The organism is Comamonas odontotermitis (assembly GCF_014207855.1).
GTDB lineage: Bacteria > Pseudomonadota > Gammaproteobacteria > Burkholderiales > Burkholderiaceae_C > Comamonas > Comamonas odontotermitis_A.
Map to the genome: position 1 here is coordinate 15,344 of NZ_JACHKZ010000025.1, position 13,917 is coordinate 29,260.

Genomic DNA, 13,917 nt, shown 5'->3' on the forward strand with positions numbered 1-13,917 from the left:
GTGCAGCAGCCGCGGCGTTGCTCAGCGTACAGGTATCTGCACCGCAGCGGGTACCGGCACCGCCGTCACGCTGTTCTGTGGCGAGCCTTCGATCACGCGGTCGGAATAGGTCATGTAGACCAGCGCATGGCGGCTGGTGTCGACCATGCGTACCACGCGCAGGCGCTTGAAGAGCAGCGACGTGCGTTCGCTGAACACTTCATCCTGCTGCTTGATCGGCTTTTCGATGGTGATGGGGCCAACTTGCACACAGGCAATCGACGCTTCGGAGCGGTCTTCCGCAAGGCCCAGGCCGCCTTTGATGCCGCCGGTCTTGGCGCGCGATACATAGCAGGTCACGCCCTTGACCTGGGGGTCGTCATAGGCTTCGACGACGATTTTGTGGTCGGGGCCGACCAGCTTGAAGACGGTGTCCACCGAGCCGATGGTTTCCGGGCTGGCCATGGCATGGCCTGCTGCAGCGCAAACACCGGCCACCAGCATGGCGCGCAGGCAAGAGGTAAATCGCATCATCGAACACTCCTGTAAAAAATCCTTGAAATCTGCGCTGCCGCGCATCTGTCAAGGATTTTGTATTTTATTTTGATAGCAGATGCCGGCAAGACCGGCATCTTGGGGGGCAGCGCGGTTTCAGCGCAGCCGCTACGCAGTCTCTCAAGCCAGAGCGGCTTCTGCCACGTGCTTGCGCAGATGTGCCAATGCTTCTTCCACCTGGTCGACCAGCACCAGGCACAGGTCGTCCGGCTGCAGGCGCGAGAGCGCGTGGTCAATGGCGATGAATTCGCCGTGGATCTCGGTGACGTAACTGGTGCGTGGCGCGCCTTGCAGACCCTTTTGCAGCAGGGCGAGTACCTCGCCGTCTTCGCGGCCCCGCTGGCAGGCATCCTGGTACAGGATCACGTCGTCGAACACCTTGCCCAGAATCTGGGTCTGCTCGATGATGTCCTGGTCGCGGCGGTCGCCCGCACCGCTGATGACCACGCTGCGGCGCTTGGCGGGCATGGCTTCCACGGCTTGTACCAGCGCACGCATGGCATCCGGGTTGTGGCCGTAGTCGGCAATGATGGTGGCGCCCTTGTAATCCATCACATTGAAGCGGGCAGGCGCATTGTCGCTGTCGCTCAAGAAGCCCGCGAGCCCGCGGCGGATGGTTTGCCAGGGCAAGCCCGTTGCCCAGGCGGCGCCGATGGATGCCATGATGTTTTCCACCTGGAAGGTGATGGTGCCGTTGCGGGTGAGCGGAATCTCGCGCAGCGGAATGGATTCGCGCCACGAGCCTTCGGCGGCCACGATGCTGTCGCCATCGACGTAGACCACGCGGCTGCCCTGGGCACGGTGCGTGGCCATGACGGGGTGGTGGCGGTCGGCGGCAAAGAAGATGACCTTGCCAGGGCAGACATGGGCCATGGCGGCCACGAGCGGATCAGCCGCGTTCAGCACGGCGTAGCCGGTGGGCGCCACGTTCTGCACGATGACGCGCTTGAGCACGCCCACATCTTCCTTGGTGGTGATGTAGTTCAGGCCCAGATGGTCGCCTTCGCCCACATTGGTGACGACAGCCACCTGGCAGCGGTCAAAGCCCAGGCCTTCGCGCAGGATGCCGCCGCGCGCGCATTCGAGCACGGCCGCATCGGTTTCGGGGTGGGCGAGGGCGTTGCGGGCGCTCTTGGGGCCAGAGCAATCGCCGCTGTCGATCTGGCGGCCGTTGACCCACACGCCATCGGTGTTGGTCATGGCGGTGCGCCAGCCGTGCGAGGTGAACAGGTGCGCGATCACGCGCGTGGTGGTGGTCTTGCCGTTGGTGCCGGTGACTGCTACCACGGGAATGCGGCCATCGTCACCCGGAGCGAACAGCTCGTCGACCATGGGCACGCCAACATTGCGCGGGCGGCCGAACGAGGGCGCCAGGTGCATGCGCAGGCCGGGAGCGGCGTTGACTTCGACAATGCCGCCGCTTTGCTCTTCCAGCGGCTTGAGCATGGTCTCGCAGACCACATCCACGCCGCAGATGTGCAGGCCGATGGTCTGCGCGGCTTCAATGGCGCGGGCGGCAATCTCGGGGTGCACGTCGTCGGTCACATCGGTGGCGCTGCCGCCGGTGGACAGGTTGGCGTTGTTGCGCAACACCACGCGCTGGCCCTGGGCGGGAACGCTGTCTGGCGTGAGGCCTTCGCTGGCGATACGGGCGATGGCGATGTCATCGAGGCGAACCTTGGTGAGCGCCGTGCCGTGGCCCGAGCCGCGGCGCGGGTCCTGGTTGACGATGTTCACCAGCTCACGGATGGTGTGCTGGCCGTCGCCCAGCACCTGGGGCGGTTCACGGCGTGCCGCTGCCACCAACTGGCCGCCAACGACCAGCATGCGGAAATCGTGGCCGGGCAGAAAGCGCTCAACCAGGATTTCGTCGCCGAACTCGCTTGCCACCTTGTACGCGGCTTCCAGTCCTTCGCGGGTGGTGATGTTGACCACAACGCCCTTGCCCTGGTTACCGTCCTGGGGCTTGACCACGACGGGCAGCCCCACTTCCTGGGCCACGGCCCAGGCGTCTTCCACATCGACCACGGGCCGACCCATGGGCACGGGCACGCCTGCGGCGTGCAGCAGGCGCTTGGTCAGGTCCTTGTCCTGCGCAATCGATTCGGCGACGGCGCTGGTGGAATCGAGCTCTGCCGCCTGGAAGCGGCGGGCCTTCGAGCCCCAGCCCAGCTGCACCAGCGAGCCGGTGGTGAGGCGCCGGAAAGGAATGCCCCGGGCAACGGCGGCATCGACAATCGCGCCGGTGGAGGGGCCGATGCGGTCGTCTTCGTCGAGCTCGCGCAATTGGGCAATCGTGGCGTCTGCATCAAAGGCGGTGTCGTTCAGCGCGGCCTGGATCAGCGCCTCGGCCTTTTCCATGGCCAGCTTGCCCACCGCTTCTTCGGTGTATTCGACCACCACCTGGAAGGTGCCGCGCTCCACGGTCTCTTGCGTGCGGCTGAAGGTAACGGGGCAGCCAGCCTGGGCCTGCAGCGACAGCGCAGCGCGCTCCAGCACATAGGCCAGCGACAGCTGCTGGGCCGCGCCGTGCGGCTGCAGCGTGCCAATGGTGGGGAAACGCGCGCGCAGCTTTTCTTCAAAGCCGGGCATGGCGGTGTACAGCAGTTCGCTGTCGTCACAGTGCACGACGGTTTCGATGGCGGTGCTGCGGGTCCAGAGGTTGGGGCCGCGCAGGGCTCGGGTGCGGGTGATCTGCATAGTGTTCTTTCAGCTGAATATCAAGCTTTGTATTGATTTGCGCTTCTGGGGTAAGCGGTAGCAGCTATATTTATAGGAGCAATTGAGGTGCAGGCTCAAACTTGGTATTCAAAGGTCTTGATGCCCGCGCCGATCAGATCGGGCGTGATATCGAGCGCCCAGGCTGTTGCAATCGCAGCCAGCAGCGCAGGGGTATCGGGCTTCTTGCCGCCGGGCAGCGACAGCGCATCGAGCGTGCCCAGTACGCGTTCCTGCGTGCCGGTGGCCAGCACCACGTTGTTGCCCTTGACGAACACGGCGCGGCCGCCTTCGTGCTGGGCTTCGGTGTTGGCGCGGTGGGCAGCTACGGCTTCGTTGCCGGCATCGGTCGAATACAGGATCACTTCGCCGTCGCACAGCTCGGCGAGGTCTGCCACTTCGGGCAGGTCGGCGTTCAGCACGCCTGCGCCTTCGTCCAGCACCACATCGATCTGGGTGCGCATCACGCGGCGCATCTGGCCGGGCTCCAGCACATCGTGGTCGGCCAGTTGCTCGTAGCCGTCCATGTCGGTGACTACACCGACCAGGCAGCGGTCGTAGGCAAGGCCTTCTTCGAGGATCGAGCGGGCCGTGGTCTGGATGACAGCGGCCTGGGCCAGCCGGTTGGTGAGCAGGCGGTGGGCGCCAGCCCAGTTGCCGGTATTGGTCTTTTGCGTCTGGCGGTTGGCGATGAACATGCCTTCGCTGCTGGCAACGCCGGTGGCCTTGCCCGACAGCTGCAGCAGCCAGCCCACCAGGCGGGCGATGAAGGCATTGTTGCGGGTACCGACGATACCAGCAATGGGAATGCGACCAGCGCCAGGACCGTCTTCGCGTGGGAAGAGGTGATCGGCAATTGCCATGCCGACAGGGCGTGGCGCACCGCTGGTGGGCTTGAGGTGCATGAGCAGGCCCGGGCCCGCGTTGACTTCCAGGATCGCGCCCTGGCCCTGCATGGGCTGGGAGACATCCTTGAGAATCATGTCCATGCCGGCGATATCGAGGCCCACGATCTTTGCGGCGAGAACAGCGTAGTACGCCACATCGGGGTGCACGTCGTCCAGGCAATCGATGGCCATGTTGCCATTGCGCTGCAGCAGCACGCTCTGGCCTTGGGGAATCACGCTGTCGGGGGTGACATGCTGGCGGTTGAGCTCCAGCTTGACGGCACCGGCTTCCAGATTGATCCAGTCGAGCGGATATTCCTGCTCAGGACCGCGGCGCGGGTCCTGGTTCAGCACGGCGACCAGCTCGCGCAGCGTGGCCTTGCCATTGCCGTACACGCTCACGGTTTCGCCCTTGGTGGCTGCGACGACCTTGTCGCCCACCACCAGCAGGCGGTGTTCCACGCCGTCGATGAATTTTTCGACGATGACATCCGAGCCTTCGGGCTCTGCCAGTGCAAAAGCGGCCTTGATGTCTGCTTCTTCAGACAGCTCCAGGGTCACGCCACGGGCGTGGTTGCCGTCTGATGGCTTGACGGTGACGGGAAAGCCGATGTCCTGTGCGACTTCCCACGCTTCTTCGGCCGAGGCGACGATCTGGCCTTCGGGCACTGGCACTCCGCAGGCGGCCAGCAGGCGCTTGGTGAAATCCTTGTCCTGGGCAATGCCTTCGGCAATCGCGCTGGTCTGGTCGGATTCAGCCGTCCAGATGCGGCGCTGTGCGGCGCCATAGCCCAGTTGTACGAGGTTGCCGTCGTTCAGGCGGATATGGGGAATGCGGCGCTCGCTGGCGGCATCGACGATGCAGCCGGTCGATGGGCCAAGGTAACGGTCGTTGATCGCCGTCTTGATGGCATGCACGGCGGGCTTGAGATCGAATGGCTCATCATTGATGGCCGCCATCAACAGCTTGTGGCCATGCTCCAGCGCCACGCGGGCCACGGCCTCTTCGGGGCAGCGGAACACCATACGGTACACGCCGCGCCTGGAGATCTCGCGCGTCTGGCCGAACTCTGCAGGCATGCCGGCCAGGTTCAGCAGTTCAATGACCACGTGCTCCAGCACATGGCCCATCCACGTGCCGCCTTCGAGGCGCTGAATGAAGCCGCCGCGCTCGCCGACGCCGCAGGTGTGCTCGATCAGGTCGGGCAGCCAGCTGGTCAGGCGTTCATTGAGACCGGGAATCTTGTTGGACGGATAGTCTTCCAGCTCTCCCAGATCAAGCCAGACCTCCAGTACCGGGCGGTAGGTCCAGACGCTGGGGCCACGCAGGAAAGTTGTGCGCAAGAGTTGGATGTCGTTGAGTTTCGCCATATCAATCAGCGGATAAACATTGGTAACAATTCTGGGGAATTGCCGTCGATGGGAATGCATTGTGCGCCCAAATTGGGCAAGGCGGTGGGCTGTCAGCCCAAATGCATGGTCATGCGTTAATGGGGAGATTGACGGGTGCCAACGTCATTCCGTATCGCCGCAATAATAGGCGGCCTGCCGGCAGCATCGCTGGACAGCTGCGACCGCCAAGGGCGGGGAAAAACAACGCTATATGCAAAATCACCAATCCGCGGATGCTTCAGCATTCTTTGCTGGCCCTTTGGGGGCCGAACTGCGAGCCAAGCTCAATACCCAAGAAAACGTTTTAGCCGTCGCTCCCGTTGACTTGGGGGCCGATTTGCGTTTTGCGAGTGGGCTCATCGTGCTGACCTCACAGCGCGTTCTGGTGGCCGATCCCACGACCCGACAGTGGAGCGAGTGGGCGCTTGCTACGGATTTGAGCGTGCGTTTCTATGACCACGGCGGTGTAGGCAATCTAGAACTGCACGACACCACGCAGCGCCTGGGTCTGTGGCGCATGACCTTGAGCCACCAGACCGCCGTGCTGGGGCTGGTGCAAAAGTTCGAGCAGCAGCGCGAACGCCTGCTGCGCAACGAGGCCTACCAGCACCTGGAAGACGACCGCGCCCACTGTCAGGTGTGCGGAACCTTGCTGCCACCCGATGCCGAAGAATGCCCGGCCTGCGCCCGCCAGAACAACGCCCCCACATCCAGCTGGGTATTGCTGCGCCTGTGGCGGTTTGCTGAGCCCTACAAAATGCAATTGTTGTTGGGTTTTGTGCTGACCTTGCTGGCCACAGCGGCCCAAATGGTGGCACCGTACCTGACGATCCCGTTGATGGACAGGATCCTGATCCCGTTCCAGAACGGCGAGAAGATCGACAAAAGCCTGGTGATGTTCTACCTGGGGGCGTTGCTGGTGTCTGCACTGTTGGCCTGGGTGCTGGGCTGGGCGCGCACCTTTGTGCTGGCGCGCGTGTCCGAGCGCATTGGCGCCAATCTGCGCACCACTACCTACAACCATCTGCTCAAGCTGTCGCTTGATTTCTACGGCAGCAAGCGCACGGGCGACCTGATGGCGCGCATTGGTGCAGAGACTGATCGTATCAACCTGTTCCTGTCGCTCAATGCGCTGGATTTCGCCACCGATGTGCTGATGATCGTGATGACTTCGGTCATTCTGTTCTCGATCAACCCCTGGTTGGCGCTGGTGACTCTGGTGCCGCTGCCCTTCATTGCCTGGATGATCCATACCGTGCGCGACAAGCTGCGTACCGGCTTTGAAAAGATCGACCGCGTCTGGTCCGAGGTGACCAATGTGCTGGCCGACACCATTCCCGGCATTCGCGTGGTCAAGGCCTTTGCCCAGGAGCAGCGCGAAGCCGACCGCTTCGCCCACGCCAACCAGGTCAATCTGGAAGCGAATGACCGCGTCAACAAGACCTGGTCGCTGTTCACCCCCACCGTCACGCTGCTGACCGAGATCGGCCTGCTCATCGTCTGGGCATTTGGTATCTATCTGGTGGCCAACGAGCAGATCACGGTCGGTATCCTGACAGCGTTCATCGCCTACATAGGCCGCTTCTACACCCGCCTGGATTCGATGAGCCGCATTGTCTCGGTCACGCAGAAGGCGGCCGCTGGCGCCAAGCGCATCTTCGACATTCTGGACCATGTGAGCAACGTGCCCGACCCGGTCAACCCGGTCAAGCTGGGCAAGGTGCAGGGCGCGATCACCATGGAGAGCGTGGGCTTCCGCTATGGCAGCCGCTCGGTCATCAAGGATCTGAACCTGCAGATCAAGCCTGGCGAGATGATTGGCCTGGTGGGCCACAGCGGCTCGGGCAAGAGCACGCTGGTCAACCTGATCAGCCGCTTCTATGACGTGACCGACGGCTCGATCCAGCTCGATGGCGTGGATGTGCGCCGCATTGCGGTGTCGGATTACCGCAGCAACATCGGCCTGGTGCTGCAGGAGCCGTTCCTGTTCTTTGGCACGATTGCTGAAAACATTGCCTATGGCAAGCCGCAGGCCACGCGCGAAGAAATCGTGGCTGCCGCCCGCGCGGCCCACGCGCACGAATTCATCCTGCGCCTGCCGCATGGCTACGACTCGCTGGTGGGTGAGCGTGGCCAGGGCCTGTCGGGTGGCGAGCGCCAGCGCATCTCGATTGCCCGAGCACTGCTGATCGATCCGCGCATCCTGATCCTCGACGAGGCGACTTCGGCCGTCGATACCGAAACGGAAAAGGAAATCCAGCGTGCGCTGGACAACCTGGTGCAAGGCCGCACCACCATTGCGATTGCACACCGCCTGTCCACCCTGCGCAAGGCCGACCGCCTGGTGGTGATGGACCGCGGCGAGATCGTGGAAGTGGGCCCGCACGACGAACTGATGGCCAAGGAAGGCGCCTACTGGCGCCTGTACATGGCCCAGGCCCGCCGTGCCGAAGAAGATGCCGAAGCCGCAGGCGTAGTGACGGTGCGCGCCGCTGGCGTAACCTACGACGTGCAGGCCATTCCCAAGACGAATGCCGAGTCACTGAATGACAACGCCTGACCACCCGGCGCAGAAAGTACCCGCATGAATACGAACCTTACCCCTGCAGCCACTCCGTTGAATGCGCCAATGCCGCTGTCGCGCAACCCCTTTGGGCGTCTGGTGCTGCAAAAGGAAGACGGAACCAGCGCCGTGGTCAACCCGGTGCGCGCATTTCCGCTGTCTGCCCCGGTGCATGGCATCTCGCTGGTTGCCGAAGACGGCAAGGAAGCGCTGTGGATTCCCGATCTCGATGCCGTTGACGCCGCAGCGCGCGCCCTGTTGGATGAAGACTTGGCCGCGCGCGAGTTCCAGCCGCTGATCGAGCGAATTCTCAGTGTCTCGACCTTCTCCGTACCCAGCATCTGGGAGGTCGAGACCGACCGTGGCCCGGTACGCATGACCCTCAAGGCTGAAGAAGACATCCGCAAGCTGGGCAGCCGCCAGAACCTGCTGATCACTTCGGCCGATGGTGTGCACTACAAACTGCCTGACACCACCCGGCTCGACAAGGCGTCGCGCAAGCTGCTGGAGCGCTTTTTGTAGGCGTTTGCCGCTGCCCACCCATTCAGGCCTGCCATGCAGGCCTTTTTCATGCCCGCGATGTGGAATAATGCAACGTTGTTGCAATAATTGGCAATTTACATCGCGCACACGCCCATGTACCGTTTTCACCCGCCCCGCTCCTTCATGGCCCGACAGGCCCATGGAAGGCTGCGCGCGGCCGGTGTGCGTTGGCTCCTGTTGTGCTGTGTCTTGCAGGTGTTCATGACCATGCTCGGTCAGATGCACCAGGTGGCCCATGCCCCGGGTGCAAGGGCGGCATGGAAGACCGGCACCGATGCGCTCAGCCTGCCTGTGCCTGGCGTTGCCCAAGCCGCTGCAGATAGTGCTGCAGAGAAGGTGGCAGGCGATCCGGCGGCCGGCGGTGTTGAGCGCTGGTTTGGTGCGCATGGCAATGCGGACTGCGAGCTTTTCCACCATCTGGCATTGGGGCCCGCCATGGCTGGTGTGGTCACTGCCTTGCACACCCTGCTGTTTGCACCCGTACGCAATGCCTGCATGGGTGCCGTGCTGTTGCGCCAGAGCCCGGCGCTGTTCTTTGCACGTGGCCCGCCCACGGCGATGTTCCATTTTTGAATCAGGGATCTGCGCTGCCGGCTGTACCCGCCTCATCTGGCTTTTGCTGGGCGTGGTACCGGGAGGCGCGTTGCGCACTCTCGCGCAATGCTCTGATCTGAAATGGATTAATGCTATTCATTTTGTAGCTTTTGGCGCTCTATCCATAGGCGCAACAGGCCGTTTCTTCATATCTTTGGTTGCCTGCCCGCTGGCGTTGCATGCGGGCGTGCGGCCCTTGGGCATGCCATGTCTTATTCTTCCAAATATTTTTCTTCTTTCACGATGGGCCTGGCACAGCCGGCCATCGTTGCCGCAGTGGCTGCGCTGTGCACCAGTACCGCTGCCTTTGCACAAAATGCGGTGGACACGCAACAATCGCCCGAAGAGGTCACGTTGGGCCAGGTGACAGTGCAGGCCGACGCGCTGGCGCGCAGCGTGGATGATCTGACCACGCCTGCCGACGTGCTCACTGGCGACGAGCTGGTACAGCGCCGTGGCGCCAACCTGGGCGATACCTTGTCAGGGGAGCCGGGCATTCAGGCCACCCACTTTGGCGCAGGGGCGAGCCGTCCGGTGATCCGTGGCATGGACGGTGCGCGCGTCAAGGTACTGCAAAGCGGTGCGGCGATTCAGGACGCCTCTACCGTGAGCCCCGACCATCTGGTGACGACGGAGCCCATGCTTGCCCGGCAGATCGAGGTATTGCGAGGGCCATCGGCGCTGATCTATGGCGCGGGTGCGATCGGTGGTGTGGTCAACGTGCTGGATGACAAGATTCCCACCAGCGTGCCGAAAAAGGGTTACGAAGGCCAGGTTGAAATGCGCGCGGGTACGGGTGGTGCCGGTGCGGCGGGCGCGGTGTCGGTAACTGGTGGCAGCGGCAATTTCGCCATTCATGCCGAGGGCATGGCGCGCAATGCGCACGACTACCGTGTGGGCAGCGGCTGGGAAGGCGGCGGCAAGGTTGCGGGCAGTCGCTCGCGCGGCAATGATGGCAGTATTGGCCTCTCCTGGATCGGAGATGACGGCAGCTACCTGGGCGCAGCCTACACGCGCCAGACGGCAAACTACGGCCTGCCTGGTCACAACCACAGTATCGAAGGCTGCCACCTGCATGGTCTGCACCTGCACTGCGGCGGGCACGACCATGGCGACGGCGACCATGAAGATCACGACCACGACCATGAAAGCGGCGATGTGCCCGTGGTGCGGCTGCAGAGCGAGCGCTACGATCTGCGCGGTGAATGGCGCAACCCCATAGCAGGGATCAGCGCCGTTCGGCTGCGCGGCGGCGTCACGGATTACAAGCACGATGAAGTCGAAGATGGCGCAGTCGCCACCACCTTCCGCAACCGCGCCCACGATCTGCGCCTGGAAGCCGTGCACGAACCCATTGCCGGGTGGACGGGCGTGTTCGGCCTGGAAACCTCGCGCCGGCGCTTCAGCGCCGTGGGGGAGGAGGCCTATCTTCAACCCACCGTCACTCGCCAGAATGGCCTGTTCCTGATGGAGCAGCAGCGGTTTGGTGATGTCAGCGTTGAAGCCGCCGTGCGCCACGACTGGCAAAGTGTCAATGCCGACGAGGTGGAGGGCGGCGAGCGCCGCAGCCACCACGGCACTTCGGCTTCGATCGGTGCAGGGTGGCGCTTTGCGCCCGGCTGGCGCCTGACGAGCCATCTCACCACCGCGACCCGCATGCCGACTGCCGAAGAGCTGTATGCCAATGGCCTGCACATGGCAACGGCCACCTACGAGCTGGGCAATTCGAGGCTGCGCGCCGAGCGCTCCAACAACATCGATCTGGGGCTGGAGCGCAAGTTCGATCCCCAAGGCAACACCATCGCCAGTGTCAACCTCTACCGCAACCACATTGCCAACTACATTTACGGCAAGACGCTGGACGCGGTGGACGGTCTGCAACTGCTGCAATACAGCCAGCAGACGGCCACCTTCACCGGGTTGGAGGCCAAGGTGCAGCACAAGATCAATGCGAACTGGCGTGCCACGGTCTGGGGCGATATGGTGCATGCGAGGCTGGATGACGGCAGTCACGTCCCGCGCCTGTCTCCCGCACGCATTGGCCTGCGGCTGGCTGGCCAGTGGGAGCATTGGCGCAGTGAGGCAGAGTGGACGCTCGTCAAGCGCCAGAACAAGGTGGCGGAGTACGAGAGTGAAACGCCCGGTTATGGCATGCTGGGCTGGCGCCTGAGCTACCACGACCGTGCCAGCGACGGCTCGCCATGGCAGGCTTACCTGAAGGTGGACAACCTGACCGACAAGCTCGCGTACGCGCATACCTCGTACATCAAGAACGCGGCGCCGCTGCGTGGGCGCTCGGTGACGGTGGGGTTCGTCAAGCAGTTCTGATGGCTTGATTGCTATGGAAGAAGAGCTGCAGGCGTCTTTGTTGGAAGACGCCTGCAGCTCTTTTCATTCGCTTTGAAAAAAGAAGACGCTGTTCAAGCCCGGGGCGCAGGCAGCTTCTGCCCTCAGGTGTTGGCAATCCCGCTGCTCACATGACCGGCAGGCACATGGCGTGCGGCACTGTTGACGTGGCCGGTCTGGTCGTCAAAGAAAAAATCTGGCTCGAACTCGCGCAGGAACTCTCCCTTGGCCAGCCCTCCCAGAAACATCGCTTCGTCCACGCCGATATTCCAGTCCATCAGTGTGCGGATGGCGCGTTCGTGCGCAGGTGCGCTACGCGCCGTCACCAGCGCCGTGCGGATGCGCATCTGGCTCTGCGTATCCTGCTGCAGCCGATGCAGGGCCGCCAGCAGGGGTTTGAAAGGCCCATCGGGCAGCGGGTGCGAGGCGCGCTCGATTTCGTGGCGCTGAAAAGCATCCAGGCCCTGGGTCTGGTACACGCGCTCGGCTTCGTCGGAGAACAGTACGGCATCGCCGTCAAAGGCAATGCGTACTTCATGCGGATGGCCATCGTGCGCCTGCACCGATTCGGTCAGCACGCGCGCCGCCGGAAAACCCAGCTGCAGCGCCTGCTGCACGTCCACCGCATTGGCAGAGAGGAACAGGTGCGCGCCCAGCGGCTTGAGGTAGCTGAACGGATCGCGCCCCTGGGTGAACACCCCGCGCTGGATCGAATCGAGCCCATGCGCCTTGCAGGAGCGAAACACACGCATGCCGCTGACGGGATCATTGCGCGACAGGAGCACCACTTCCACCTTCTGGTCGGTGCCGCTGTTGAAGGCCAGGAGCTTCTTGACCAGTGAAAACGCCACGCCCGGAGGCGCAGGCACGTCCAGCCTCTGCATCTGCAGAGCGACATAGGCGCGGTCGTTACCCTGCTCGAAAACGAGGTTCTCTTCCTCAAAATTGAACAGTGCCCGTGACGAGATGGCAACGACGAGCTTGTTATCGAGCGTGACGGGCATAGGTTTCTCTACGGACTGAGAAGGGGCAAAAAATGCGGTGAGACGGGCAAGGCCGCACAGCGGCACATGCGCTAGCGCACAAACTGGTTGAGCTGGATGATGGGCATCAGCACCGCCATCACAATGATGCCGACAATGATGCCCATGCCCACGATGAGCAGCGGCTCCAGAATGGTTGCAAGGCGCATCGACCGGCGCTTGACATCGCCCGCCAACTGGTTGGCCACGCGCTGCAGCATCTGCGGCAGCTCGCCGGTCTGCTCACCCAGGCGGGCAAACATGGACAAAAGCGCGGGGTAGCGCTTCTTCTGCGCCAGGGCCGATGCCAGAGGCGCACCTTCGCGCACCATGTCCAGCGCGTCGATGGCATCCTGGCGCATGGCCTGGTTGTTCACGGTCTGCGCGGCAGCCTGCAGGGCTTTCAGGATAGGAACACCAGCGTTGCTGAGCATGGCCAGCGTAGAGGCAAAACGCGCCGCGTTGTAATTACGGGCCAACTTGCCAACGATGGGCAACTGCAGCCATCCCGCATCAAACCGCTGCCGAAAATGCGGCTGCCGCAACGACAGGCGCAGCACCACCGTGCCTATCACCGCCACACCCGCTGCCAGCCACCACCAGTGGCGAATCAGCGCGCTGAAAGCCAGCATGATGCGGGTGAGCATCGGCAGCGCATGTTTGGTGCCGGCAAATACCTCGGCAACCTGCGGCACCACATAGCTCATCAGCACCATCACCACCACAAAGGCAAAGCAGGTGACGATGGCCGGATAGAGCGCAGCGCCCACCAGGCTGTTCTTGAGTTGTTCGCGCTCCTCCAGGTCGTCGGCCAGGCGCTCCAGCACGCGGTCGAGGTGGCCGCTGTGCTCGCCTGCATCGATCACGGCGCGGTAGATCTGCGAAAAATCGCGTGGATAGAGCCCCAAGGCGTTGGCAAAGGTCGATCCGCCATTCACCTCGGCACGCAGGCTGGCCACCAGTTGCCGCTGGGGTTCGCTGTCGATCTCCTCCATCAGCGCGGTGAGCGCCCGCTCCAGCGGCAGGCCAGAGGTGATCAGGCCCGCGAGCTGACGCGTCCAGACCGCCAGCCCTGTGGCGTTGAAGACCGAGCGGCGGCTGCGCGATGCGCCGGGCGTTGTGTCGTCGCTGCCGGAGGCGGGCTCGACGACCAGCGGCACCATGGCCTGGGCGCGCAACTGATTGCGCGCTGCCTTGGCGCTGTCGGCCTCGATCATGCCCTTGCGGGTCTGGCCCTGGGCGTCTAGAACTTCGTACGAAAAAGCTGGCATGGGTGGCTGAGTGGAACAAGGTGGCACCGGCCACACCCGGCCTATTG

At 63.3% G+C, this 13,917-nt stretch carries 9 protein-coding genes; 4 read left to right on the top strand and 5 right to left on the bottom strand.

What is annotated here, in order from left to right; genetic code table 11:
* Window positions 1-21: 21 nt before the first annotated feature.
* The 3 genes from HNP33_RS16375 to cphA (HNP33_RS16385) form a co-directional block, all read right to left on the bottom strand.
* The gene (locus HNP33_RS16375) at window positions 22-510 is read right to left on the bottom strand and encodes a CreA family protein (protein ID WP_184710434.1); all 489 of its coding nucleotides are present in this window, start codon (window positions 508-510) and stop codon (window positions 22-24) included.
* A gap of 144 nt (window positions 511-654) precedes the next feature.
* Window positions 655-3,234, bottom strand: a complete 2,580-nt coding sequence (cphA, locus tag HNP33_RS16380) for a cyanophycin synthetase (RefSeq protein ID WP_184710432.1) — start codon at window positions 3,232-3,234, stop codon at window positions 655-657.
* Window positions 3,235-3,329: 95 nt separating this feature from the next.
* On the bottom strand, window positions 3,330-5,510 hold the full coding sequence (cphA, locus tag HNP33_RS16385) for a cyanophycin synthetase (protein ID WP_184710430.1): 2,181 nt from the start codon (window positions 5,508-5,510) through the stop codon (window positions 3,330-3,332).
* 232 nt (window positions 5,511-5,742) lie between these two features.
* On the opposite strand from cphA (HNP33_RS16385), the gene HNP33_RS16390 reads away from it, so the two are divergent.
* The 4 genes from HNP33_RS16390 to HNP33_RS16405 all read left to right on the top strand — a co-directional run bounded on the left by HNP33_RS16390 (window position 5,743) and on the right by HNP33_RS16405 (window position 11,559).
* Window positions 5,743-8,091: an ABC transporter ATP-binding protein gene (locus HNP33_RS16390; RefSeq protein WP_184710428.1), complete on the top strand. Its 2,349-nt coding sequence runs from the start codon at window positions 5,743-5,745 to the stop codon at window positions 8,089-8,091.
* 24 nt (window positions 8,092-8,115) lie between these two features.
* Entirely contained in the window at window positions 8,116-8,616 is a 501-nt protein-coding gene (locus HNP33_RS16395) for a DUF1854 domain-containing protein (protein ID WP_184710426.1), read from the top strand.
* 114 nt (window positions 8,617-8,730) lie between these two features.
* The gene (locus tag HNP33_RS16400; protein ID WP_184749481.1) at window positions 8,731-9,210 is read left to right on the top strand and encodes a hypothetical protein; all 480 of its coding nucleotides are present in this window, start codon (window positions 8,731-8,733) and stop codon (window positions 9,208-9,210) included.
* Window positions 9,211-9,438: 228 nt separating this feature from the next.
* Window positions 9,439-11,559, top strand: coding sequence for a TonB-dependent receptor domain-containing protein (locus HNP33_RS16405; protein WP_184710422.1), 2,121 nt, complete (start codon window positions 9,439-9,441; stop codon window positions 11,557-11,559).
* Between the two features lie 122 nt (window positions 11,560-11,681).
* On the opposite strand, the gene HNP33_RS16410 is transcribed toward HNP33_RS16405, so the two are convergent.
* A complete protein-coding gene (locus HNP33_RS16410) occupies window positions 11,682-12,581 on the bottom strand; it encodes a 5'-nucleotidase (RefSeq protein WP_184710420.1) in 900 nt (299 codons plus the stop codon).
* Window positions 12,582-12,652: 71 nt separating this feature from the next.
* Window positions 12,653-13,870, bottom strand: a complete 1,218-nt coding sequence (gene gspF / locus HNP33_RS16415; protein WP_184710417.1) for a type II secretion system inner membrane protein GspF — start codon at window positions 13,868-13,870, stop codon at window positions 12,653-12,655.
* Window positions 13,871-13,917 lie beyond the last annotated feature (47 nt).

Excerpts from the sequence above, each read along its gene's own strand:
- HNP33_RS16375 (WP_184710434.1), bottom strand. The coding sequence starts at position 510 with ATGCGATTTACCTCTTGCCTGCGCGCCATGCTGGTGGCCGGTGTTTGC.
- cphA (WP_184710432.1), bottom strand. The coding sequence starts at position 3,234 with ATGCAGATCACCCGCACCCGAGCCCTGCGCGGCCCCAACCTCTGGACC.
- cphA (WP_184710430.1), bottom strand. The coding sequence starts at position 5,510 with ATGGCGAAACTCAACGACATCCAACTCTTGCGCACAACTTTCCTGCGT.
- HNP33_RS16390 (WP_184710428.1), top strand. The coding sequence starts at position 5,743 with ATGCAAAATCACCAATCCGCGGATGCTTCAGCATTCTTTGCTGGCCCT.
- HNP33_RS16395 (WP_184710426.1), top strand. The coding sequence starts at position 8,116 with ATGAATACGAACCTTACCCCTGCAGCCACTCCGTTGAATGCGCCAATG.
- HNP33_RS16400 (WP_184749481.1), top strand. The coding sequence starts at position 8,731 with ATGTACCGTTTTCACCCGCCCCGCTCCTTCATGGCCCGACAGGCCCAT.
- HNP33_RS16405 (WP_184710422.1), top strand. The coding sequence starts at position 9,439 with ATGTCTTATTCTTCCAAATATTTTTCTTCTTTCACGATGGGCCTGGCA.
- HNP33_RS16410 (WP_184710420.1), bottom strand. The coding sequence starts at position 12,581 with ATGCCCGTCACGCTCGATAACAAGCTCGTCGTTGCCATCTCGTCACGG.
- gspF (WP_184710417.1), bottom strand. The coding sequence starts at position 13,870 with ATGCCAGCTTTTTCGTACGAAGTTCTAGACGCCCAGGGCCAGACCCGC.